Raw genomic sequence first — 21924 nt, forward strand, 5'->3', positions numbered from 1 at the left:
TTTCTTAATCACAAAGACAATCGCAGACATCGCCCCTGCCCTTCCCCTCGCCAAAACACCCTACTCGCGAATCTGGCCGGTGCCTTCGACCAGGAACTTGTAGCTGCAGAGTTCGCGCAGGCCCATGGGGCCGCGGGCGTGGAGGCGGTCGGTGCTGATGCCGATCTCGGCGCCGAAACCGAACTCAAAGCCGTCGTTGAAGCGCGTGGAGGTGTTCCAGAAAACAGCGGCGCTGTCCACGGCCGCGAGAAAGCGGCGGGCTGTCAGCTCGTCGCGCGTGATGATGGCGTCGCTGTGCGCGGAGCTGTCGCGGTTGATTGTTGCAATGGCGGTTTCGAGCGAATCAACCACGCGCACGGCCATCACGTAATCGAGAAATTCGGTGCGATAATCCGCCTCGGTCGCGGCGGCGTGAGGAATGTTTTCCCGTGCAAGAATGGCCGCGCTCGCGGGGTCGCAGCGGAGCGAGACGTTTTTGGCGACTAGCGCGCGCGCCACCCGGGGCAGCAGTGTTTCCGCCGCGTCGCGGTGCACGAGGAGTTGCTCCGCGGAATTGCAGACGGAGACGCGGCTCGTTTTTGCGTTCACTGTCACGCGCTCGGCAATGTCGGCGTCGGCCGCGGCGTCGAGATAGACGAAGCAGATTCCGTTGTAGTGCTTGAGCACGGGCACGGTGGCGTTTTCGGTGACAAAGCGGATAAGCGACTCGCCGCCGCGCGGGATGATGCAGTGCACGTATTGGTCGAGCTTGAGCAGCGTGTTGAGCGCGGCGCGGTCGGTCGTGGGGATGAGCTGCACGGCGTCGGCGGGCAGGCCTGCGTGGCGCAGCGCGTTGGGGATGAGCGCGGCGAAGGCGGTGTTGGTGTTGAAGATTTCCCTGCCGCCGCGCAGGATCGAGGCGTTGCCACTCTTGAGGCAGAGGATCGCGCAATCGATGGTGACGTTGGGGCGCGCCTCGTAGATAATGCCGATCACGCCGATGGGCACGCGGACGCGGCGGATGCGCAGGTCGTTGGGACGCGTGGCGTCCTCCAATACCTCACCGACCGGATCTGTCAGCGCGACAACCTGCCGCACGCTTTCGACAAGCTGGGCGATGCGCGCGGGTGTGAGTGTGAGCCGGTCGATTTGCGCGTCGCTCAAGCCGTTGTTTTTCGCCTCGGCGAGGTCGCGGGCGTTGGCGGCGAGAAGCGCGTCCTGTGAAGAGGCGATCAACTCGGCCAGGCGTGTGAGCGCGGCGTTTTTCTGTTCGGGCGTCGCCGTGGCAAGGGCGAGCGATGCGGCGCGGGCGCGTTGGGCGATGGTGGTGACGAGTTGTGCGAGATCGGCGGACATGATGTTGAAAAGCATGCAATTTAGCGTTGCGCGCCCCACATGCAAGCGGAGAGCGGAAGCCGCGCTTGCGTCGGCGGGCTGGACGGGTTTGTTATGCTTTCTTCATGAGCAATTCCGCAGATTCCACGAACACCGCGCCCGCGCCCATTCCCGTCACCGTCCTCACCGGATTTCTCGGCGCGGGCAAAACCACGCTCCTCAATCGCATCCTCACCGAGCAGCACGGCAAAAAGCTCGCCGTCATCGAAAACGAATTCGGCGAGGTGGGCGTGGACAACCAGATCGTCGTCCAGACCGACGAGGAGCTTTTCGAGATGAACAACGGCTGCATCTGCTGCTCGGTGCGCGGCGACTTGATCCGCATCCTCACGCGCCTCATGAAGCGCAAGGACCGGCTCGACGGCATCATCATCGAAACCACCGGCCTCGCCGATCCCGGCCCCGTGGCGCAGACGTTTTTCACCGACGACGAGATGCGCGCGAACTTCCGCCTCGACGCGATCGTGACCATCGTGGACACGGCGCACATACTCCGGCACATCGACGACTCGCCCGAGGCGAAAAAACAAATCGCCTTCGCCGACGTGCTCGTGCTCAACAAAACCGATCTCATCGCCGCCGCCGAGCTCGACGCGCTCGAAAAACGCATTCACGCCATGAACGCCGCGGCTAAGATTTACCGCGCCCAAAATTGCGACGTGCCGCTCGACGCCGTCATCAACATCGCCGGCTTTGATCCGGCGCGCGCGCTGTCGGTCGATCCGAAATTTCTCCAGCCGAGTTATCCGTTCGAGTGGGCCGGCGCTTACAAACTTCCCGCCGGCACGCACAAGCTCGTGATCGGCCACTGCCATTGCCACGAGCACGGGCATGAGGGTTGCGATCACGAACACGATCATGAGCATGAGCACGCGCACGGCGACGAACATGAACACGGCGACGGGCACGAGCATCACCACCATCATCACCACGGCAATCCGGGCGAGCTCGATGTCGTTGTCGCGCCGGTGAAATCGCTCGACGAGGCGGATATTGACGCGGTGGTGAAAACCACGGTGCTCACGTTTTCCGATTGGGAAAACAATGTGCGCGACGGCGACGCGTTCACGCCCGGCGACACGCTTCAGCGCCTGCATCTCGGCGAGCATGAGCACGGGCATTTTAAGTTCACCGTCGCCGAGCCCGGTTATTACCTTGTGTTCGAGGGCTGCGGCGAGCATCCGCTGCACATTTATCCCGAGGGCGCGGGCGAGGACGACAACGCGCGCCCGGACTGGCAGCGCGATTTTGAGCACACGCATTCGCACGAGGACGATGTTTCGTCGGTGGGCATCAACACGCCCGGCGACCTCGACGGCCAGCGCCTGAACGCGTGGATCAGCGAATTGCTGCGCACCAAGGGCAACGACATTTACCGCATGAAAGGCGTGCTCAGCGTGAAGGGCTCAAACCGCCGTCTCGTCTTTCAGGGCGTGCACATGCTTTTCGACGCGAAGATGGACCGCGAATGGGCCGCGGGCGAGACGCGCGCAAACACGCTTGTCTTCATCGGCAAAAACCTGGACCGCGCCGCGCTCAACGAAGGTTTTAACAAGTGCCTGGCGTGAGATTTGCGCGCGCTCGATGGGCGGCTCTTTTTCGCTGATTGAGGCGAGCGAGATATAGAGCGAACTGTCATCCGCCCGCCCCGGGCGTGCCTGCGCCGGGCCGGACCATGGTTGTCGGATCAAGGGCGCGGTCGAGCGTGGCAGCGTCGAGCAGGCCTTTTTCGAGGACGACTTCGCGCAATGTCTTGTTTTTTGAATACGCCTCCTTCGCAACCGCGGCCGCGGCATCGTAGCCGATATGGGGATTGAGCGCGGTCACGAGCATGAGCGAGCGGTCAACGAGTTCGCGGCAGCGCCCGGGGTCGGCCTCGATGCCCTTCACGCAGGCGTCGGCAAACTGTCGCGCGCCGGCGGCCAGGCACCGAATCGAGTCGTGCAGCGCGTAAGACATCAACGGAAGCGTGACGTTGAGTTCGAAGTGCCCGTCGCGTCCGCACATGGCCACAATGTTGGCCATGCCTTGAGTGTAGATGCAGACTTGCACGAGCATTTCGCTCATCACGGGATTGACTTTTCCCGGCATGATCGAGCTGCCGGGCTGCGTGGCGGGGAGTTTGATTTCCTGCAGGCCGCTGCGCGGGCCGGAGCCGAGCAGCCGGATGTCGTTTGCGATTTTTGTGAGCGCCGCGGCAATGGCGCTGAGATGGCCGGCGGCCTCAACACAATCGTCGCGCGCCGCCTGCGCCTCGAAATGGTTTTCCGCCTCGTAGAAAAGGATGCCCGTTCGTTCCGTGAGAATGCGGCAGACTGTCGCGGCAAATTCGGGATGGGTGTTGATGCCGGTGCCAACCGCGGTGCCGCCGATCGCAAGTTCGCGCAGGCAGGCGATGGCTTTTTCCGCGCGGTCGGCGGCCTTCTTGGCTTGCGCGGCGTAACCCGAAAACTCCTGCCCGAGCGTGATGGGCGTGGCGTCCATCAGGTGCGTGCGCCCGATTTTCACAACGCCGTCGAAGGCGCGCGCCTTTGCGGCGAGTTCGGTGTGCAGGTGCTTGAGCGCGGGCACGAGCTGCGCGTGCAGCGCAAGCGCGACCGAAACATGCAGGGCGGTGGGAATGACGTCGTTGGATGACTGGCCGTGGTTGACGTCGTCATTCGGATGAAGCGGTTTTTTGGAGCCGATCGGATTGCCCGTGATCTGGCTGGCGCGGTTGGCGATGACCTCGTTCATGTTCATGTTGGTCGAGGTGCCCGAGCCGGTCTGGAAAATATCGAGCGGAAAGTGCGCGATGTGCTCCCCTTGGATGATTTCCTGCGCGACCTGCTGGATGAGTTGCGATTTCTCGGGTGAGAGCTGCCCGAGCTGCTCGTTGGCGGCGGCCGCGGCGAACTTCACAAGCGCAAGGCCCCGAATGAAACTCTCGGGCAGCGGACGCCCGCTGATCGGAAAATTCAAAAACGCGCGCTGGGTGGACGCGCCGTGGAGTGTTTCGTCCGGAACGGACATTTCGCCCATGGAATCTCTTTCAATACGCATGGGTAAACCAATAACCGCTTTGGCAAAAAAATCAAAGCGGAAGCCCGTTTTTGTCGCTGTTTGCCAAAAACTTAACATCGGGCGCGTCGAACGCGCGTCGCGTTTTTGGACCGATTTGAAAGTTACAGCCTTACCGGAATGCCGCAGGAGGCGAGGTAACCTTTCACTTGCGGGACGCTCAGCGTGCCGAAGTGGAAGAGACTCGCGGCGAGCACGGCGCTGGCGTGGCCCTCCGTCACCGCCTCGGCAAAGTGCTCTAGTTTTCCCGCGCCGCCGCTGGCGATCACGGGCACTGTCACGGCGTCGCTCACCGCGCGGGTGAGCGCGCAGTCGTAGCCATTTTGCACGCCGTCGCAATCCATGCTGGTGAGGAGGATTTCGCCCGCGCCGAGCGCGACGGCCTCGCGCGCCCAGGCAACCGCGTTGAGTTCGGTCGGGTTGCGGCCGCCATGCGTGTAAACGCGCCATGTCTTGCCATCGGGTTCGCGTTTGGCGTCGACGGCGACAACGATGCACTGGTTGCCAAACCGGTTTGACGCGTCGGCAATGAGCTGCGGATTTTTGATTGCGGCGGTGTTGAGCGAAACCTTGTCCGCACCCGATTTGAGCATTTTCTCGATATCATCGACCGTGCGAAGTCCGCCGCCGACAGTGAGGGGCATGAAACATTTTTCCGCGGTGCGGGCGACGACATCGTGCATGATGTTGCGTTCCTCATACGAGGCGGTGATGTCCAGAAAAACGAGTTCGTCGGCGCCTTGCGCGTCGTAAGCCTTGGCGCACTCGACCGGGTCGCCGGCGTCGCGAAGTTGCTCGAACTGCACGCCTTTGACGACGCGCCCGTTTTTGACATCCAGACAGGGAATGACTCGTTTCGAAAGCATGGTGTTTTGGATTGGAGGAAAAGGAGTCAGAATACAGGAGTCAGGAGAAAAAAGACTGAAGGCCGAAGTGCGGGAGTCCCCGAAAGACTAGGCGAGTCCATTTTGCCTTACTTTTTCCAATGGCGCGGCAGCGCCCGTCCGGAGGCTGACTCCTGTATTCTGACTCCTGACTCCTTCTTCACTCTTCAATTCTAATGACGTCGGGTTCGAAGTTCACGATGAGGCGGTAGATGTTGCCGGGGCGCATGATGAGCGGATGGTCGCGCACGAGGCTCTGCAAATAGTGGATTTTGCCGTAGTTCGTGCAATAGTTGGGGTCGTCGGTCACCACCTCGGTTTCCTGCCAGGAGGCCTGGAAATCATCCTTTTGCACTGTGCAACGGTGCGCCTGCTCGCCGAGTGCGAGCGATCCGGCCACGCGATAGCGCGAATGCGGCGCGGCGATGGCGAGCATGTAGCGGAACTTCGTAAGCGTGACTTGCTGCTTCACCGTGTAGGCGAATTCGCAGCTGATGCTTGGGCCCGCAAAATTCCACTGCACTTTCACCGAGCCGATGTTTTTTGTGAGTTCCTCGTCCTTGGTGATGAGTTCGGGTTGCTCGTAGCGGAAATAGAAGCTGTTGCGCAGTCCGAGGCCGGTCACGCAGTTTTTGCCGTAATACGCGGGGATCGTGACTGTGGTGTCGTCGAAGGTGAGCTCTGGGAGCATGATCGGCGCGTAAACATTGCACGGCCAGTCAAACACACCCGGGCAATGCGGGAAGGGCAGCGTGTCGGCGCTCGGCACCTTGCTGGAGCTGACGAGCGGGATTTGGGCTTGGATTCCGCTCGTGGGATCGCGATAGAGGAAGAGCCCCTGCTCCTTGCGGTTCGACTTGTCGAAGATGACGAAGCGTCCGGTGGGATTGGCGCGCACGGGCTCGGGTTTGATCGGCGCGGCGGGCATTTGCACGGTCTTGGCGAGGCGCGACCACTGGCAGAGGAAGCGCGCGGCGTCGAAATTGGCGATGCGCGTGGTATGGTGCTGATTGGCAGTGCGCTCGTTGTCGCGCATGTCGAGGAAGCCGTGCTCCTGGTCGAGATAGGTTTGGTAGAAGAACAGGAAGAGGCGGCGCAGGATGTCGAAATACTTCGGTTTTTGATCCTCGGCGATCCAGCCGTCGCGCAGGCCTTGCAGAATGAGGCTGATGCAGTGCATCTGGCCGTAGGCGCCCGAGTAGCGGCCAAACGCCCAGCCGAGCCCGTCCGCGCGCACGAGGTCGGGCATCATTTTGATGTATTTCTCGGCGTAGGTGCGAAGTGTGGGGAGCTTGCGGTCGCGCACGCCTGAGTTGGCGTGGAGCTGGAGCGAGGAGCGGATGAACACGTAGGTCATCACGCCGTAGAGTGAAAAGTTGCCGCCGATGCCGGGGGCCGCGTCGTCGAAAAATCCGGTGGAGCTGGTGGCGTTGATGCGCTCGACCATGCGCTCGATGAGGCGCGAGGTTTCGTCCTTCTTGGAAAGACCGAATGAGAAACGGGCGACGGCCTTGGCGACGTTGAACGCCTGCCAGTGGTTGTCGTAGTCCGAGCGGTGGAGCAATTGTTTGTCGATGCGGGCGCGGGTTTCGTCAACAAGGCGTTCCCAAACGAGATTGCGTTCCTTGGACGGGCCGAAGCAGAGCAGGCCGAGCGAGGCGTAGGCGAGGCCGTTTTCGGCGGCGGGTTCGGTGAACATCTGCGCGGTGATGCAGCGCGCGGTCAGGTCAACGAGGTCGTAGCCTTTGAGCGTGGTGGCGCCGGTGGCGCGGTAATACTCGCCAAGTGCAAGCGCGGCGTGACCGGGTTCGTCGGGCCGGGAGTGCTCGCCTTCAACAGGAAGAATAGTGCCTTCCGGCTGTATTGAGGTTAAATTGTGGGCCAGCATTGTGCGGGCCATTTCGAGACATTGCTCGGAGAAGCTGTGCATGAAGGTAGTAGGCTAATCTGTCGTGCGCACCACGCGCGCAACAATGAAGTCGTTAATTTTGCCAGTGTTTTGGATGCGTGTGCAAGAGGTAATTTTTCGTAAAGTTAAAAAATTACGTCGCAAACGCGGGAATCGCGCGGGTTTTTCAAAAAAATGCGGGGATGGCCCGAAAGCCGTCCCCGCATGTCGCGATAAACGAAATGTGTTTGTGCCGAGCGCCGGTTACTCGAAGGTAGGGATAAGAACGAGTTCGTCGCCCGGTTGCGCAACGTAGTCCTCGCCATCGCTCCAGGACAGGTCGTTGACAAGGAATTTGAACGAGACAGGCCCGCTGACGCCGACGAGCGTGATCGACCAGAGGTCGTCGTTGACGCAATTCATCGAAATGCCCTTGTCCCAGCTCAAGCCGGCGCCGAGGCCGCGAATTGTGAGCGAATTGCCGAAACCGATGTCGATCTGCGCCTTGATCTTGATGATCGAGGGCTTTGGCTGCCCGGCTGACGCGGCGGCTTTCTTCACTTGCGGAGCAGGCGCGGGAGCGACCGCCGCGGCCGCCGCTTTCGCCACCTTGGGCGAAGTGACTTTAGCCGAGGATACCGCTTTGGTTTTCTTCTTTTTTGCCGGAACGGGCGCCGGCGCCGCTGGGGTAGCTTTGGCTTTTGTTTTTTTCTTCATGATTTGTATTCTCCGTTTTGATTAATCAGGCAATTTTTTCGCCCAGACGGCGTTTACTCTTAATTAAATGCCCTTCTCTGCAATAGTTATTTGCAGTCAACCGTATTTGATATTCGTTTGCGCGCCCGCGTAAAAAAATTACTAAAACTAAAGCGCGCTCGAAACCGCCCTGCCTTACTTTAATTTGCAATCCACCACGACCGGGCGGTGGTCAGACAAAAACGATTTCACCACACTGCACGAGGCGTTGGTGCAGGACGGCGGCAGAAAAACAAAATCCAGCGTGCGCTGGGGCAGCGGCGAGGGATATGTTTTTTCATCCATCGGAAACAAACGGTAGTCGCCGTGCCGCGAGAAATATTGAAACAGCGACCGCGTAGCATCCGCCGTGTGCGAGGGATTGTTCAAGTCGCCGCACACAATCGGCTGCACCGTCCACTTCGGACGCATCTCGGCGGATTTTTTTGTGAGGTAACCCATGAGCATTTCCACCTGCTTTATGCGGTGCGCGCGCGACCGGTGATGCAGGTGCATGTTGACCATGGGGACGCGTTTTCCGCCCACATCCAGCTCAACAAACAAGAAGCCCTTCTCTCCCAGTGTTTTTTTCCCAAACGCAATATTCTCCGAGTCCAAAATCGGATGCTTCGACAAAAACGCGTTGCCGTAGTTGAAGTGAAACAACCCGTCCCTGCGCGTGTTCACGCCGAACACCGCATACGGAAACCGCGTGAACCGCCTCAAGTATTCCAGGTGGTCGAAATGCCCCGCCCACGACGAGTCCTGGTCAATCTCCTGCAGCGCGACGACGTCGGCCTTGAACATGGACAACAGCTTCGCGATCTTGGTCAGCTGCGAACGAATCCGGCGCTGCGAAGACAATGCCGAAAACGGCCGCAGCCCGCGGCCATGGGCGATATTGTAAGTGACGATGCGCAACGAGGACATTTGTGAAACGGAAAACGCGGGCTTCAACTTCCGGAATTGAAAATGAGTCCAAGTGAATACTCCGCCCCGCGTTTCATCTGCAACGAGAAACCATGATTATTTTATGCGACGCGAGCAGACTGCGAGGATGCCTCGGCGGCAGTTTACGGTTTACAGTTTTCAGTTAACAGTTTCGGCTCCGCAACCTCCGCGACACAACAGCGCCAAACCGCAGATTCCGACTCCTGACACCTTTTTCATCCATGCACCGCAACGACAACCGCACACCCGACCAACTCCGTCCCATCACGCTCGTTCCCGACATCGCGCCGCACGCCACCGGCTCCGTGCTCATCGGTTTCGGCAACACACGCGTCATCTGCGCCGCGACCATCGAACCCAACGTCCCCAACTGGATGAAACAGCAGGGCGTGAAAGGCGGCTGGCTCACCGCCGAGTATTCGATGCTCCCCTACTCCACCCTCGACCGCAAATCGCGCGACATCTCCAAGGGCCGCATCGACGGACGCACCGTTGAAATCCAGCGACTCATCGGTCGCTCCCTCCGCGCCATCATCGATCTTCAGAAACTCGGCCAAAACACCCTCTGGATCGACTGCGACGTGCTCCAAGCCGACGGCGGCACCCGCACCGCCTCGATCACGGGCGCCTACCTCGCCGCGCGCCTCGCCGTGCAAAAACTTATCGACGCCAAAAAGCTCGCCGAAAATCCCCTCCTCGATTCCGTCGCCGCCGTGAGCGTTGGCATCCACGAAGGCAAGGAACTGCTCGACTTAAACTATCTCGAGGACAAGGACGCCGAAGTCGATTTTAACGTCGTGATGACCGGCAAGGGCCAGTTTGTCGAAGTGCAGGGCACGGGCGAGGAGGCCACTTTCAGTAACGACCAGCTCCAAGGCCTTCTCGTTCTCGCCCAAAAAGGCCTCAAGGATTTGGCCGCGCAACAAACCGCGTTTTTGACGAAACAACTGCTGGGAACGGTGAAGATCGGGTGAGGCGTGAAAAACACTATCGTATTAATCGTTTCATTGAATCTACCGGAACAGTATACATCGAACAGGTCTGTGGTTTGCCAAGCGATTCAATGTATATCGACTATTTCAGAAAAGAAAAACATCTGATTAGGGCAACGGGAGTAGATTCAAAATGAAAATCTAAATTGCTGTAACAATTTATATGCCTCGCAAAAAACAGATTCCCTATCGCAATCAAAGCCCCACCGGTTGGTGGATATATGAAGAATCTAAACAACAACTCTCTGTGTTTGATGATGAATATCACGATGAGAGATAAGTTTTTGAAGCGAACCGCACTTCTCTTTTCTTTGCTCGTCATCGCCGCAAGCGCCTCCGGCGCACTCCCTAAAATCACCCCCGCCCAAACCATTGCCGCAGCCCGCGCGCAAATCGGCGTCACCACTTCCTATGATCCGGCGTATCGAAAAATCGGATACCCGAACGGCGATGTGCCCATCGACACCGGCGTGTGTGCCGACGTGATCGTGCGCGCCTTGCGCAAGCAAAACGCCGACCTCCAGCAACTCGTCCACGAGGACATGCGCGCCAACTTTTCCGCCTACCCAAAAATTTGGGGGCTCAGCAAAACCGACAAAAACATCGATCACCGCCGCGTTCCCAATCTTTGCACCTATTTCAAACGCGCCGGGAAATCCGTTGCCGTCACCGACAAAGCCGCCGACTACAAGCCCGGCGATATCGTCGCGTGGAATCTCCGTCCCAAGGGCTCGCTCCCGCACATCGGCATCGTCTCCGACAAAAAAGCACCCGACAGCACCCCGCTCATTATTCACAACATCGGCTCCGGCACCCGTGAGGAAAATATCCTTTTCCAATACCAAATCACCGCCCACTTCCGGCTGTGACCAACCTCACACCCATTGATCCATCCCAATTTGAGGGAAGAGCGAAAGATTGAGCGGTTTGTTTCGGGTTAAAAATTAACGCGATTGCGCAAACACCCGCTTCGCATTGCCGCCTAAAACCGCCTCAAGTTCCATCTCGCTCAACTCGCCTGTGCGTGCTTCGGCGATGAGCGACGCCATCGAATCAGCGGCGTTCGCGTCATTGTTTTTTGGATACAGAACAAGCGGATAATCCGTTCCAAACAAAACCCGTTCCGCGCCCGAGGCATCCGCCATCTCGCGCCAAATGCCCGCGCTGGTGTTCGCGCCATACGTCAGCGGCGACGCCGCCGTGTCATAAAAAATGTTTCCGAGGTTTCGCACTGACTCACTCCACTCCGCATCCAGCGGCAACCGCGCCCCCCAATGCGCCAGCACGAAGCGCGTCCCAGGATGCCGCCGCGCCCAGCGCACAAAATCTCCGAGGGGCGTCTCCACCTTTCCCGGATAATTTCTTCGTCCCGCCTCGCCCGCCGATTCGGTGACGTGCATGCACACCGACAGCCCCAGCTCGCCCGCAAGCGCCAGCGCCGCATCCATCGCATCCCGCGCCGCCGCATCGGCCATCACGCCCTGCGAATGTGGTGACAATTCACCAAGCCCGACAAACCCGGCCTCCGCCGCGCGCCTCACCGATTCGCGCGCCGCATCCGCTCCCGCGCCCGGATGCAGGGCCGCGCACGCGCTCAGCCGGTCCGGATGCGCGCGCACGCATTTTTCATAAAAGCCATTCTGCCATTCGCATGTCTCCGGCCGCTCCCAATACCATCCTTGGAGCACCGCGCGCGCCACGCCCGCCGCATCCATCGCGCGCAGCAATTCATCGACGCTTGGAAACTCCTGCACGCGCCGCCCGTCCTTTCGCGTGCGCGTGCACAGCACCGCCCAGTGCGCCTCGCCGTGCGCCGCCGCCCATTCAGCCGGAGCCGCGTTCAGCTCCGGCGGATACAAATGCACATGCGAATCGACGATTTCCATTTGCTTGGTTTCAAGACGAAAAAGTCATGCGGAGCCATTCCCAATTCCAAACTTTCAAGACTGTGACCGCCCTATCGTTTCAGCGGACGCTCCGGATCGAAATCGGGCGCCTCGAAATCGCTTTGTTCCACCCACGAGGTTCTTATCTTGGCGCGTTCGTTTTTGTTCATGAAGCGATTGTATAAATCCCTGTTTTTCGACGCGTAGGGATATTGGTCGAAAACATCGCCGCGTCCCTCCATGCGCGGGTCGTTTTGCCTGCGCAGCTCGGCAAACAAACACTCTTTCATTTGCGACAACCGCGCACTGTGCTCCGGCGCGCGGGCCAGGTTGTTCATGCAATCAGCATCCGTTGACAGGTCATACAATTCCTCCTCCGGGCGCATTCCGAAATTGAGCTCCCACATCCAGTGATTAACGCCCCGTCTGTTTTGCTCGAGGATTGCGGTCTTGGTCGGACCGCCGTCCGTGTTCAAATATCCGGTTACCGGATCGCACATGGGCCAGCGCGCGGGCTCGAAGTTTTTCAAATATAAAAAGCCGTCCATGAGCAGGCCGCGTATCGGGTATCCGGTGTCATTCGGACGCCCCAGGTCGTGCCGCTCCTGTCCGACGAGCAACATTTCCCGTCCCCGCGCATTGTTCTGAAATATATCCATCAAACTCCGCCCCTGAACCGGGGCCATGATTGCCGCCTGTGGAGCTCCGCTGGCGGCCTCGATGAATGTCGGGGCGAAATCTATGAAGCTCACATAATCGTGTGAAACACGTCCGGGATTTTTTATGCCGCGCGGCCAGCAAATCGCCAGCGGCATGTGCACGGATGCCTCGTAGGCGGTTCCCTTCATCCGGGGAAACGGCATGCCGTTGTCGGAAGTGACGACGATGATTGTGTTCTCCAACTCACCCGCGCGCTCCAACGCCTCCAGCATGCGTCCGAGGTGCCTGTCGAAATGCTCCACTTCCAGCGCGTAATCGAGCATGTCGTTGCGCACGGTTTCGGTGTCGGGCCAATACGGGGGCACGCGATCAATCTGCGCCGTGTTTTTGCCACCGACGGCGACACCGGAGCCGTATTCATATTTGCGATGGGGCTCGCGCCCTCCATACCAAAAGCAAAACGGTTGGCCGGGTTTTCTCGATTTTAAAAACGACTCGAAGTTCCCCGCGTAGTCGATTGGCGAAATGCCTTTTGTCGGCGGGGTTGTTTTACCCCCATTGTATTCCGTGCCGGTTAATTGCCGGCGCGTTCCATCTTCCGCGGTTCCCGGATCGCCCGGACTCCACCCTTTCCCCGTGAAGCCGGTTTCATACCCCATTCCGGAAATCGCCTCCATGAAGGTGCGGTATTCCGCGGGAAAATAACACCCGTGGTTCGCCGCCGCGCCGAGCTGCCAGCTGTTGCGCCCCGTGAGCACCGCCGCGCGCGACGGCGCGCACTTGGCGTTCGGCGTGTAGGCGCGCATGAACAAAACGCCATCCCTCGCCACGCGGTCAAACGCGGGCGTGCTCACCCACTTGCAACCATACGCCGACATGTGCCCGAACGACGCGTCATCGGCGATGCAAAACAATATGTTGGGGCGGCCTGCCTTGTTGGCGTCCGGCTGCGCGACCGCGCCGGACGTGAACAGCAACGGCGCGGCCATCGCGCACAAAACGCCGCCCGCGGTATTTTTGACAATCTTCATGCCGGTATTATTTTTTGCGCTCCTTGATAAGCTACTCCCTCGGCGCCTTGATATCCCCGCCGATCGTTTGGTGAAGCGCGGCCATGCTGCCCTGGTTGATGATGATGACGCCGCGGATCGGGCGGTCGAGGTCGAGAATGATCGTCAACACCGAGCAAATGGCCATGACCAGAACGACGTTTGGCCAGAAGATGCGCGTGCTTTTCAAACCGATGCCGTAGGCGAGCGTGCCGGTGGCGCAGGCCGAGACAAATATCAGCAGCCAGATGATCGCCTCTGGAATGTGATTGCCGCGCGCGGCGGTGCGGTCGTTTTCATCGGAAAACACGCGGGTGAGCGTGTTCATGAAATTTACGATTTGGTCCGCGCCGACGCCGGCCTTTTCGGTGTTGGCGCGTTCGAGCAATCGCACGGTCTCCGTCCACATTTCATTTTGCAGGATGTTTGTGCGGTCGATGTTGTCGCGCATCTGGTCGGCGCGCGTGCCCGGCGTGTAATACTCGGCGCGCAGGCCCGTGTATTCGTAAATCTGCGACTTCATTTTTTGCGCGCCATCCCTCGGCAGGAGGTCGGCGAACAGGTAGGAGGTTTGAAGGTCGTTGACCTCCTGCCGCAGCAAATCCTGCCGCGTGTTGAAGCGCCCGAGCGCCATGCCGAAGGCGAAACCGAGCATCAACGCGACAAGCCCCAGCAGCGTGCCGCCGAGCGCGGTGACCTGGCCGCTCAGATGCTCGCGCGCATTTGCGGCGCGCCGGCGCCCGTAGCGGAACGCGCATTCGGTGACGAGCAACAGAAGCGCGACCAGAACAATAAAAAACGCGGCCTCGTGGAAATAATGAAAAACTTCAGGCAATGGCTTGGGCATGGCGAAAAGGATGAAGTTGAGGGTTGTTGGTGAAATACACAGTCGATGGTTTGCCGGGAGGCTGTTGTTTGACAATCCCTATCACCGCGCGGGTGCCGGTGTTTTGGCGAGCATCTAAAACGTTAAAAATGAAAATTAATTGACAAAAACGACTATTTTAATGACCTACCCATAATTCTTTACGATGAGCCATAACGCCCCCCCTTCCCCACCCTCGGACTTGGCCGATGTTGCCGGACAATTCATGCTGCACGGGCAGTTCCTGGACGCGCAACCCTACGGTTCCGGGCATATCAACGACACCTTCGTCGCGCGATTCGACCAGTCGGGCGCGCCGGTTCGCTACATCTTTCAAAAAATAAACCAAAATATTTTCAAGGACGTCGCGGCGCTGATGGACAACATCGAACGCGTCACCAGCCACGCCTCGCGCCGCGCAAAGGAAAAAGGCGCCGACGCCTCGCGCCGCGCGCTCACCCTTGTGCCGACCCGTGACGGGCGCTCCCATCTCAATGCCGCCGGCGGCCACGCCTGGCGGTGTTACCTTTTTATCGAGAACGCGCGCACCTACGACATCGTCGAAACCCCGTCGCACGCGCGCGAGGCGGCCCGCGCCTTCGGCACGTTTCAAGGCCTGCTGAACGACCTGCCCGGCGGGCGCCTGCGCGAAACCATCCCCGATTTTCACAACACGCGCAAACGCTTCGAAAACTTCCAGCGCGCGCTCGCGGCCGACGCGCACAACCGCGCGGCGAATGCGCGCGATGAAATCGACTTCGCGCTAAAGAGCGAATCCATGGCGGGCGTTTTGCTCAACCTCCAGAAAAGCGGCGCGATCCCCGAGCGAATCACGCACAACGACACCAAGATCAACAATGTGATGCTCGACGACGCCACGCACGAGGGCATTTGTGTGATCGACCTCGACACCGTGATGCCCGGCCTCGCCCTCTACGACTTTGGCGACATGGTGCGCTCCGCGACAAACTCGGGCGCGGAGGATGAGCGGGACCTCTCCAAAATCTCCATGCGCATGCCCTTTTACGAGGGGCTTGTCTCCGGCTACTTGAGCGCCGCCGGCTCATTCCTGAACGAGGCCGAGCGCGCGCACCTCGCTTTTTCGGGCAAACTCATCACCTTCGAAATCGGCCTGCGTTTTCTCACCGATTACCTTGAGGGCGACGTGTATTTCAAAACAAAACGCCCCGGCCACAACCTCGACCGATGCCGCACGCAATTCGCCCTCGCGCGCAGCATCGACTCGCAACAATCCGCAATGGAAACCATCACCACACGCATCGCAAACAAGGAGACCTCACAATGAAAGTGCTCATCACCGGCGGAGCCGGATTCATCGGCAGTCACATCGCGGAACAATTGCAAGGACGCGCCGAAGTGCGCGTGCTCGACAGCCTGCGCACGGGATTCGAAAAAAACCTGGCGGGCATGAGCGTGGAGTTCATCAAGGACTCCATCCTGAGCCGCGACGCGCTCCGCGCGGCCATGCGCGGTGTCGATTATGTGTTTCACCTCGCCGCGCTGATCAGCGTGCCCGAATCCGTTGAGCGTCCGCACGAATGCGTTTCCCTCAACGTGACCGGCACGCTCAATGTGCTTGAGGAGGCCGCCGCGGCCGGCGTGCGCAAACTGTTCTTCGCCTCGTCCGCCGCCGTCTATGGAAACAATCCCTCCGTGCCGAAACTCGAGGCAATGCTTCCCGAGCCGCGCAGCCCCTATGCCGTCACCAAGCTCGACGGCGAATACTACTGCCGCCAGTTCGCCGAAACGGGGCGGCTCGACACGGTCGCCTTCCGGTTCTTCAACGTGTTCGGCCCGCGCCAGGACCCCGAAAGCGCCTACGCCGCCGCGGTGCCGATCTTCATGCAAAAGGCGCTTGCGAACGAACCGCTCACCCTCTTCGGCGACGGCGGGCAGACGCGCGATTTCATCTACGTGAAAGACCTCGCGGCGGCGTGCATCCAGGCAGCCACCACTCCCGGACTGGCCGGCGTGTTCAACGCGGGTTACGGCGGGCAGATCACGATACTCGAACTGGCGCAACGCATCATCGCCATGTCCGGATCGCGCTCCGAGATCCGTCACGCGCCGGAACGCGCCGGCGACGTGCGCCATTCGCGCGCAAACGTGGACGCGCTGCGCCAGGCGGGCGTTCCGCTGTCGGGATCGCTTGAGACGGGGCTGCACGAAACGCTCGCGTATTACAAGGCATGCCACGACGAAGCCCGATAAAAAAGAGCGGCGCGCGCGCAAACGACCAAGCTTCGCTCAAGGCAGCCTGCGATCGAATCGGCAAATCGCTCAACCGGCTGGTCAATCCGGCTGACTTGTTTTCCGGCGCGAAACTGGAGAACGCCGCGGTTGCCGACAACATCATCATTTTCAAGCGCACCTCGCCGGACATGCTGCGGCCGCGCGGCGTGACGCATAATTACCATCATCGCTACGAATTGGTGGTGCCGCTCCAGAAAACCGGACGCATACATGTGGACGGCGTGCCGTATCAACTCACACCCGGCATGGCTTGCCTGATATTTCCGCACCAGTTTCACCATTATCTGGACATTGAGAAAGGGCCGATGAAATGGATGTTTGTTACCTTTGAAATGAAAAATGCCGCCACCCTGCGGCCCCTGCGCAACTCGCCTCGCAAACTCGGCGCGCGCGAAATCGAAGAGCTCGACGCGCTTATTAATGAATATGCATCGCCCGCCGCCGCCCCCGGGCGCGGCTTGAATTTGGTGCTCAAGGTTTCCGACTTTCTGCAACGACTCGCCAAATGCCGCGAAGCCGATTGCGTGATTCGCAACGACGGCGAGGAGTCGGACACGCGCGGCGCGATTTTGGAAAAAATCAACGCCTATGTGCGCTCGCACCTCGGCGAGTCCGTGAGCATATCCGATCTCGCCGCGCACACCGGCTACTCGATTAGTTATTTGCGGGCGATTTTTCGCAAGAACCTGGGCGTGAGTCTCGGCAGCTACATGCGCGAGTCGCGACTGTTGATTGCCGCGTCAATGCTCGGCGATCCGGAACGCGGCAGCATTGAGGAAATCTCAAGGGCATGCGGATTCGAGTCGATCTTCGCGTTCAGCCGCGCATTCAAAAACGCCATGGGCATGTCGCCGCGCGCCTACCGAAAATTCGTTCAGACAAACAACGCCAAATCCTCCACGTAGGGGCGTCGCTTGCGACGCCCGTGAACCGCTTTGGCAGGGCGAACCGTCCCGGTGAGCCGCCCACAGTCTCGGCTCACCGGGACGGTTCGCCCTACCCCAAACATGCCGCGCCAAACATTAAATAAATATTTATTCCGAATGTTTTAATCGACTCAGCAATTCCTTGCGTTTCACATGCGCGTTATGAGTCCCCTTAAAACCTTCCTCCTAGTGCCTGCCCTGATTGGCAGTGTGTTATCCGCCTTCGCCGGATCTTATGTGCCCAAGGACAACGAAATTCAGTTTCGCATCCTGCAAACCACAAAGGACAAGGCTCTGCGCGAAGTGGCATCGACACCTTTCACGCGGCACGAATACAGTTTGCTTAAGTCGATCGACCTGGATGCCGCCAGGCCTTCGCACGAATATTTCGGCATCGGGGTTTCAATGACCGACGCCAGTTGCTGGCTGCTTTCACAGATGGATATCGAAGCCCGCCACAAAGTGCTCAAGGAGGCGTTCAGCTCCCGCGGCATGAACATCTCAATGATACGCCTCAACTGCGGATCGAGCGACTACGCAACCGAGCTCTACAACTACAACGATCACGAGGGCGATGTTGAGATGAAGAAATTTTCCGTGGCGCGCGACGAGGCCTATATGATTCCGATCATCAAGCGCGTCCACAGTTACCGCTCCGACTTGTTCACCTACGCGGCCGTGTGGAGCGTGCCGGGCTGGATGAAAGATTCCGGCGCCATGTGCGGCGGCAGCCTGCTCGACAAATATTTGCCGTCGTTCGCGGCCTATTGGACGGCCTATCTCAAGGCCTACAAGGAACGCGGCGTTCGCATCGACGCCGTCTCGGTGCAAAACGAACCGGGAACCGACCAGCGCGGCGGCTGCCCCGCGACACTCGTTTCCGCAAAACAGGAAATCGAACTGGCCGGAAAACTGATGCCCGCGGCGTTCAAGGAGGCGGGGCTCGACACGGAAATATGGTTGTATGACTGGGATTACGAGGGTCGTGATCGCGTGAACCAGATGCTCGCGGACCCCGACGTAAAGCGCAACGCGGCGGCCGTGGCATGGCATCCCTACGCCGGAAAGCCCGAGATGATGCGGGAAGTTTTGAAACAAAACCCGGGCACGAAAATGCACCTGACCGAGCGCGGCCCCAACCTGGCGCTGAAAGACATCCAGACTCCGAAATGGTGGTCGGAGGTGATTTTTGGCGCCCTCAACAACGGCTGCTCCTCCTTCACCAGTTGGAATCTGCTCTTGGACGAGGACGGCCAGCCCAACACCGGAAGATTCCCTTGCGGCGGCCTCATGTCGATCGACACCGAAACCGGAAAAGTGAGCAAGAGCACGCAGTGCGCCGTGTTCTACCACTTCAGCCCCTACGTAAAGCGGGGCGCGCAGATCATGGCCATTGAGCAGCCGGACGACGCGCTGACCGCCATCACATTCAAAAACCCGGACGGCCAGTATGTGATCGTCGTTGCCGCCGGTGAAAACCCCAAGGTGCGCCAGCGCTTTCAGGTCAAATTCAAGAACCAGTATCTGGCCGTCTGCCTGCCGCTGAACAGCTGGTCGCTGACAACCGTCATCATCGACAAACAATAATTATCTCATCGCAACGCCGGGGGGCGCGCGCGGCGGCGCGCCCTTGCGTGCGTGCCTATCAAGAAAACTTCTTGATGCGGTCGGCGACGTCCTGGCGGAAGCGGTCGATGTGGGCGAGCGTGTATTCGGAAATTGAATACTCGGGGTTTTCAACGAGCGGCGTCAGGTCCATGGCCCAGTTGATGCCGTCGTAAACATCGGTGGCGTGCGAGGTGTGGTAGGTGGCGTTCGCGAGGCGGCGGCCCGCCGTGGCGAGGTCGTAGCGCTTGCCTCCAGTGATCTGCGAGTCGAAGACGCCGACGAGCGAGGCGCCGATGTTCGGGTGCGCGCCGGTGTCGAGCGCGTGCTTGTCGGTGTCGCACATCCAGTCGAGGTCGCGCCAGACTTCGCAGCCGATCACTTTTTTCGGACGACGCTCCGCTGGAAGCGCGCGCAACGCCTTGAGGCTGTGCGAGAGCACCGCTATGTGCGTGTCGTGCTTGTCGGCGGGCTGGTGCAAATAGACGACCTCGGGCGCGCATCCGGCGAGGATCGCGGCGAGGTCGGCTTGCACGCCGGCGTCGGTCGGGTTCTTCACCGCCGCGCTGGGATGCGCGAGCTGAAACTGAATCGAATAATCGCCGACATAGGCGGCCTTGCGCTGCTCGCGACGGCGGATGCCCTGCATGGCCTCGTCGGTGTAATCCTTGTAGGGGCCCGAGCGCGGGCTGCCCGCGCCGTTGGTGACGACGACGCCGGAAAACCATTTGTCGTCGCGGCCGAAGCAGGCGGCGATGCCTTGGTAGGCCATGATTTCAATGTCGTCCTGGTGCGCGGCGATGCACAGGTGCGTGGTGCGCTTGAGCGCGTCGGCGGGCGCGAGGGCGGATTCGGGAACAAAGGTGTCGGCTTCGTTGCGTGTGAATTTCATGATGAATAGGTGTGGTTGTTGGTTGTTGAAAATTGCCTGTTTTGGAGTGCGGCGGCAGAGGGCTCAGAGCCCGGCGACGCCGCTTTCGAATGCGGAGAAAATTCGCAAATCGCTCAAAGCGGTGTCGCCGCTTCGCTCTGCCACCGCACTCCAAAGAAAAATCGTCGTCGTCATTTTTGCACGTCAGTTATCGCCGGCAGACTGGCGGCGGCGATGGCCTGGCCGTGGCGTTTTTCCTGCTCGCCGGGCGTGCGCAACGCGAGGCGCGTGGAGAGTTCGGGGAACTCCGCGTCCAGCACGGCGCGCGCGCGGTCGATGATGACGCGGCCGCCCTCGCCGGATGTCACGCGTCCGAGGATGAGGATGTTGCGCAGCTCGTAGAAATCCGCGTAGTGGGCGAGCGAATAGCCGAAGCAGTCGCCCACGGTTTCGTAGATGGCGCGCGCGCGCGGATCATCCTTCGTCATGGCCTCCTGCACGGCTTCGAGTTGCTCGGGCATCGGCATGGTTTCGGGGAAGCCGAAACCGGCGGCGCGGGCGAGACGCGCCACGCCTTGCTGCGAAAAATACTGCACGCCGCAACCGCCGTCGCCCGACCATTCATCGCGGGGCGCGTCCTCGCGGTAATCGATTGGCGTGAACGCGAGCTCGTTGAGCCAGGGCGTGATGCCGCCCTTGGGGGTGACGTAGCCGCCGGCCTGGCTGGTGCCCATCGAGACGCCGAGCACGGCGTTGTCCTTCATGAACATCGAGCCGGCGAGCGCGGTCACCTCGCCGTCGTTGGCTACCTCGAAGGGCACGCCGCCCCAGCGTTCGCGCAGGTCGGGAAACATGCGGCGGATTTTCTTCTCAAAAAGCTCGGGCGTGATGTTGCGGAAGAGCGACGCGACGCGCACCTCGTTGTTCACATACACGCCGGCGGAGCTGCCGCCGATGGCATCGACGCGCGGCAGGTGCGCGGCGGCGCGAACAAGCAAATCCTGCACGCCGTCGATGTGATACGATGGATCTTTTTCGAAATACGGACTCCACGGGATTTCCTCGGAAAACACCACGCGTCCGTCGATGAGCGCGGCGACTTTGCGATCGCTTCCGCCGAGGTCGAAACCGATGCGGCAGCCGTCGAGATGCCCGCCAACCGAAAGCTCGTCCTGCGACTCGGATGCGGACGCCCCGCCAGACACATCCGCGCGGGCGACCTCGAAGGGTTTTCCGTAAATCTTCGTCCCCATCATTTCGCAGTCGAACGCGCGCTCGCCCTGCGCGCCGTAAATGCGCTTAAGCGGTTCGACCAGCTCGTCCGCGCCCGCGATGAGCACGCGACAGCCGCCGCGCTGCCAGAGGAGAAACTTGATCATGCGCTCGATGTGGCGGAGCGTGAGCGCGGCCCGCGGATGCGCGGCGGCGAGTGCGCGCGTGCGATGGGTTGTGCGGCCGCCGTCGCCGCGCACGAGCGTGATTTCGACGTCGCGCGCGCCGTTGTCGTTTGCCACCAGCCTGCCGTAGGCGCGCGTCCAAAGCGAGGCGGGCACAAAGGCGGAATCGAGGGGAGGTGTGATTTTCGGACGAATGTCTGTCATGGGAAAAAATTATTGGATTAAAAAAACAGATGAGTCCGCGCTTGAAGCCCAACGGGCTTCTGTCCTCTAGCCCGGGGTTGCGAGCGCGGCGAGCTACCCCGGGAATAATAAACATGACAACCAACCCCAACGGGGTTGCGGCCTGTTTGTTCGCCATGCGTTCGCAAAAGATGCAACCCCTTCAGGGTTGTGTTTTCTCTTTCAACAAACCCAGGGTAGGCGCTCGTTCCTCGCGCCAACCCTGGGCTAAGGGATTCATCCCCGTTGGGGATGAGAGGAAGCGCAGTTCGAGTTTTCATGGCG

The 21924-nt window shown here is 60.1% G+C and carries 18 protein-coding genes; 7 read left to right on the forward strand and 11 right to left on the reverse strand.

The window, feature by feature from the left end:
* Positions 1-60 precede the first annotated feature (60 nt).
* On the reverse strand, positions 61-1335 hold the full coding sequence (locus M2103_RS04390) for a glutamate-5-semialdehyde dehydrogenase (protein WP_277508987.1): 1275 nt from the start codon (positions 1333-1335) through the stop codon (positions 61-63).
* A 104-nt stretch (positions 1336-1439) separates the two neighbouring features.
* Here M2103_RS04390 and M2103_RS04395 point away from each other — a divergent pair, with 104 nt between their 5' ends.
* Positions 1440-2942, forward strand: a complete 1503-nt coding sequence (locus M2103_RS04395) for a GTP-binding protein (protein ID WP_277508988.1) — start codon at positions 1440-1442, stop codon at positions 2940-2942.
* A gap of 67 nt (positions 2943-3009) precedes the next feature.
* Here the strand turns inward: M2103_RS04395 and M2103_RS04400 are convergent, their stop codons facing one another.
* The 5 genes from M2103_RS04400 to M2103_RS04420 all read right to left on the reverse strand — a co-directional run bounded on the left by M2103_RS04400 (position 3010) and on the right by M2103_RS04420 (position 8871).
* Positions 3010-4416 carry a class II fumarate hydratase gene (locus tag M2103_RS04400; protein WP_277508990.1) on the reverse strand — a complete coding sequence of 469 codons (1407 nt, stop codon included), beginning with the start codon at positions 4414-4416 and terminating at the stop codon, positions 3010-3012.
* 122 nt (positions 4417-4538) lie between these two features.
* Positions 4539-5300 carry an imidazole glycerol phosphate synthase subunit HisF gene (gene hisF / locus M2103_RS04405; protein WP_277508991.1) on the reverse strand — a complete coding sequence of 254 codons (762 nt, stop codon included), beginning with the start codon at positions 5298-5300 and terminating at the stop codon, positions 4539-4541.
* A gap of 178 nt (positions 5301-5478) precedes the next feature.
* Entirely contained in the window at positions 5479-7248 is a 1770-nt protein-coding gene (locus tag M2103_RS04410) for a hypothetical protein (RefSeq protein WP_277508993.1), read from the reverse strand.
* A gap of 222 nt (positions 7249-7470) precedes the next feature.
* Entirely contained in the window at positions 7471-7923 is a 453-nt protein-coding gene (locus tag M2103_RS04415) for a hypothetical protein (RefSeq protein ID WP_277508994.1), read from the reverse strand.
* Between the two features lie 174 nt (positions 7924-8097).
* On the reverse strand, positions 8098-8871 hold the full coding sequence (locus M2103_RS04420; protein WP_277508995.1) for an endonuclease/exonuclease/phosphatase family protein: 774 nt from the start codon (positions 8869-8871) through the stop codon (positions 8098-8100).
* Between the two features lie 242 nt (positions 8872-9113).
* On the opposite strand from M2103_RS04420, the gene rph reads away from it, so the two are divergent.
* Together rph and M2103_RS04430 are read left to right on the forward strand one after the other, a co-directional pair.
* Positions 9114-9866 (forward strand): ribonuclease PH, encoded by a 753-nt coding sequence (gene rph, locus M2103_RS04425; protein ID WP_277508996.1) that lies wholly within the window; start codon positions 9114-9116, stop codon positions 9864-9866.
* 329 nt (positions 9867-10195) lie between these two features.
* On the forward strand, positions 10196-10753 hold the full coding sequence (locus M2103_RS04430; RefSeq protein WP_277508997.1) for a DUF1287 domain-containing protein: 558 nt from the start codon (positions 10196-10198) through the stop codon (positions 10751-10753).
* 75 nt (positions 10754-10828) lie between these two features.
* On the opposite strand, the gene M2103_RS04435 is transcribed toward M2103_RS04430, so the two are convergent.
* The 3 genes from M2103_RS04435 to M2103_RS04445 form a co-directional block, all read right to left on the reverse strand.
* Positions 10829-11770, reverse strand: coding sequence for a TatD family hydrolase (locus tag M2103_RS04435; protein ID WP_277508999.1), 942 nt, complete (start codon positions 11768-11770; stop codon positions 10829-10831).
* 71 nt (positions 11771-11841) lie between these two features.
* Positions 11842-13461, reverse strand: coding sequence for a sulfatase (locus tag M2103_RS04440; RefSeq protein ID WP_277509001.1), 1620 nt, complete (start codon positions 13459-13461; stop codon positions 11842-11844).
* Between the two features lie 31 nt (positions 13462-13492).
* Positions 13493-14326 carry a hypothetical protein gene (locus M2103_RS04445; protein ID WP_277509002.1) on the reverse strand — a complete coding sequence of 278 codons (834 nt, stop codon included), beginning with the start codon at positions 14324-14326 and terminating at the stop codon, positions 13493-13495.
* Between the two features lie 184 nt (positions 14327-14510).
* On the opposite strand from M2103_RS04445, the gene M2103_RS04450 reads away from it, so the two are divergent.
* The 4 genes from M2103_RS04450 to M2103_RS04465 all read left to right on the forward strand — a co-directional run bounded on the left by M2103_RS04450 (position 14511) and on the right by M2103_RS04465 (position 19131).
* Positions 14511-15650 (forward strand): aminoglycoside phosphotransferase family protein, encoded by a 1140-nt coding sequence (locus tag M2103_RS04450; protein ID WP_277509003.1) that lies wholly within the window; start codon positions 14511-14513, stop codon positions 15648-15650.
* Positions 15647-16576 (forward strand): NAD-dependent epimerase/dehydratase family protein, encoded by a 930-nt coding sequence (locus M2103_RS04455; RefSeq protein WP_277509004.1) that lies wholly within the window; start codon positions 15647-15649, stop codon positions 16574-16576. Before M2103_RS04450 ends, M2103_RS04455 begins: the two co-directional genes overlap by 4 nt.
* The gene (locus tag M2103_RS04460; RefSeq protein ID WP_277509006.1) at positions 16555-17523 is read left to right on the forward strand and encodes an AraC family transcriptional regulator; all 969 of its coding nucleotides are present in this window, start codon (positions 16555-16557) and stop codon (positions 17521-17523) included. Before M2103_RS04455 ends, M2103_RS04460 begins: the two co-directional genes overlap by 22 nt.
* Positions 17524-17706: 183 nt before the next feature.
* Complete coding sequence (locus M2103_RS04465; RefSeq protein ID WP_277509007.1) at positions 17707-19131, forward strand: hypothetical protein; 1425 nt, start codon at positions 17707-17709, stop codon at positions 19129-19131.
* Positions 19132-19189: 58 nt separating this feature from the next.
* Here the strand turns inward: M2103_RS04465 and M2103_RS04470 are convergent, their stop codons facing one another.
* Both M2103_RS04470 and M2103_RS04475 read right to left on the reverse strand, forming a co-directional pair.
* Positions 19190-20041, reverse strand: a complete 852-nt coding sequence (locus M2103_RS04470; protein ID WP_277509008.1) for a PIG-L family deacetylase — start codon at positions 20039-20041, stop codon at positions 19190-19192.
* Between the two features lie 170 nt (positions 20042-20211).
* Positions 20212-21621 carry an ROK family protein gene (locus M2103_RS04475; RefSeq protein WP_277509009.1) on the reverse strand — a complete coding sequence of 470 codons (1410 nt, stop codon included), beginning with the start codon at positions 21619-21621 and terminating at the stop codon, positions 20212-20214.
* Positions 21622-21924 lie beyond the last annotated feature (303 nt).

The sequence above is a fragment of the Ereboglobus sp. PH5-5 genome (assembly GCF_029504805.1).
GTDB lineage: Bacteria > Verrucomicrobiota > Verrucomicrobiia > Opitutales > Opitutaceae > Ereboglobus.

Excerpts from the sequence above, each read along its gene's own strand:
- M2103_RS04390 (WP_277508987.1), bottom strand. The coding sequence starts at position 1,335 with ATGTCCGCCGATCTCGCACAACTCGTCACCACCATCGCCCAACGCGCC.
- M2103_RS04395 (WP_277508988.1), top strand. The coding sequence starts at position 1,440 with ATGAGCAATTCCGCAGATTCCACGAACACCGCGCCCGCGCCCATTCCC.
- M2103_RS04400 (WP_277508990.1), bottom strand. The coding sequence starts at position 4,416 with ATGCGTATTGAAAGAGATTCCATGGGCGAAATGTCCGTTCCGGACGAA.
- hisF (WP_277508991.1), bottom strand. The coding sequence starts at position 5,300 with ATGCTTTCGAAACGAGTCATTCCCTGTCTGGATGTCAAAAACGGGCGC.
- M2103_RS04410 (WP_277508993.1), bottom strand. The coding sequence starts at position 7,248 with ATGCACAGCTTCTCCGAGCAATGTCTCGAAATGGCCCGCACAATGCTG.
- M2103_RS04415 (WP_277508994.1), bottom strand. The coding sequence starts at position 7,923 with ATGAAGAAAAAAACAAAAGCCAAAGCTACCCCAGCGGCGCCGGCGCCC.
- M2103_RS04420 (WP_277508995.1), bottom strand. The coding sequence starts at position 8,871 with ATGTCCTCGTTGCGCATCGTCACTTACAATATCGCCCATGGCCGCGGG.
- rph (WP_277508996.1), top strand. The coding sequence starts at position 9,114 with ATGCACCGCAACGACAACCGCACACCCGACCAACTCCGTCCCATCACG.
- M2103_RS04435 (WP_277508999.1), bottom strand. The coding sequence starts at position 11,770 with ATGGAAATCGTCGATTCGCATGTGCATTTGTATCCGCCGGAGCTGAAC.
- M2103_RS04440 (WP_277509001.1), bottom strand. The coding sequence starts at position 13,461 with ATGAAGATTGTCAAAAATACCGCGGGCGGCGTTTTGTGCGCGATGGCC.
- M2103_RS04445 (WP_277509002.1), bottom strand. The coding sequence starts at position 14,326 with ATGCCCAAGCCATTGCCTGAAGTTTTTCATTATTTCCACGAGGCCGCG.
- M2103_RS04450 (WP_277509003.1), top strand. The coding sequence starts at position 14,511 with ATGAGCCATAACGCCCCCCCTTCCCCACCCTCGGACTTGGCCGATGTT.
- M2103_RS04455 (WP_277509004.1), top strand. The coding sequence starts at position 15,647 with ATGAAAGTGCTCATCACCGGCGGAGCCGGATTCATCGGCAGTCACATC.
- M2103_RS04460 (WP_277509006.1), top strand. The coding sequence starts at position 16,555 with ATGCCACGACGAAGCCCGATAAAAAAGAGCGGCGCGCGCGCAAACGAC.
- M2103_RS04465 (WP_277509007.1), top strand. The coding sequence starts at position 17,707 with ATGAGTCCCCTTAAAACCTTCCTCCTAGTGCCTGCCCTGATTGGCAGT.
- M2103_RS04470 (WP_277509008.1), bottom strand. The coding sequence starts at position 20,041 with ATGAAATTCACACGCAACGAAGCCGACACCTTTGTTCCCGAATCCGCC.
- M2103_RS04475 (WP_277509009.1), bottom strand. The coding sequence starts at position 21,621 with ATGACAGACATTCGTCCGAAAATCACACCTCCCCTCGATTCCGCCTTT.